1 pseudogene is annotated in these 987 nt (G+C 75.1%); it reads left to right on the top strand.

The annotated features are described in order from the left end of the window. Positions 1-987 (top strand): annotated as a pseudogene (locus tag G3I65_RS14605) (helix-turn-helix transcriptional regulator); the annotation flags it as partial.

Genomic DNA, 987 nt, shown 5'->3' with positions numbered 1-987 from the left:
GCCGCGCCCGCGCGCGGCGGAGCTGTGCGGGCCCGCCGGGGAGAGCGAAGCGCTCGAACTCTTCTTCGGGATCGTCCGCGAGGCGGCCGGCCGGGGCCCGCTGTTCCTCGGCATCGACAACGTGCACCTCGCCGACGCCTGGTCCATGCGGTGCCTCGCCTACCTCCGCAACCGCGTGGCCGGCCTGCCGGTGCTGATCATCCTGACGACGCTGACCGGGCACCCGCCGCACCACGAGGTCGCGCTGCTGGAGATGGCGGGCTGCACGCCGGCGTCGATCACCCTGAACGGCCTCGGCGACGCGGCCGCCGCCGAAATCCTCGGCCTCGCGCCCGGCGAGCTCGCCACCGCCTGCCGCGAGGCGACCGGCGGCAACCCGTACCTGCTGCAGGCCCTGCGGCCGCGGCTGCTGCCCGGCGCGGACCCGCACGAGCTCGGCTCGTCGCTGATCGGCCAGGTGCTCCACACGCGGATGCAGGAGTTCCCGCACGCGCCGGAAATCCTGCACGCGGCGGCGATCCTGGGCGAGGACGCCGCGTTCGACCTGCTGGCCCAGCTCGCCGGCGTCGACGAGCTCGACGCGCTGCAGGCGATCGACACGATGGTCCGGCTGCACGTGCTCACCAACAGCAACCGGCCGGCGCTGACCTACTCGTTCGTCCGCAACTCGCTGCTCAAGGACATGCCGCAGACCACCCGCGCGGTCAACCACGGGCGGGCGGCGAAGCTGCTGTCGGAGACGGGCGCGCCGGTCGAGCGCGTCGCCGCGCACCTGCTGGAGGCGACGTCGATCCGGATCCCGTGGGGCGTGGACGTGCTGCGGCTGAGCGCGCGCGACGCCGTGTTCTCCGGACGGCCCGAGCTGGCCGCGCGGCACCTGCGGCGGGCGCTGGCGGAACGGCTGTCGTCCGGGCGCCGGGTCGCCGTGCTGCTGCAGCTGGCGCACGCGGAGTTCCAGACCGACCCGCCGGCCGCGGCGAAGCGCGT

The organism is Amycolatopsis sp. SID8362 (assembly GCF_010550475.1).
Taxonomy (GTDB): Bacteria; Actinomycetota; Actinomycetes; order Mycobacteriales; family Pseudonocardiaceae; genus Amycolatopsis; species Amycolatopsis eburnea.
Note: the sequence above shows the minus strand (reverse complement) of the source record. Positions and strands in the feature narration are given on the sequence as shown.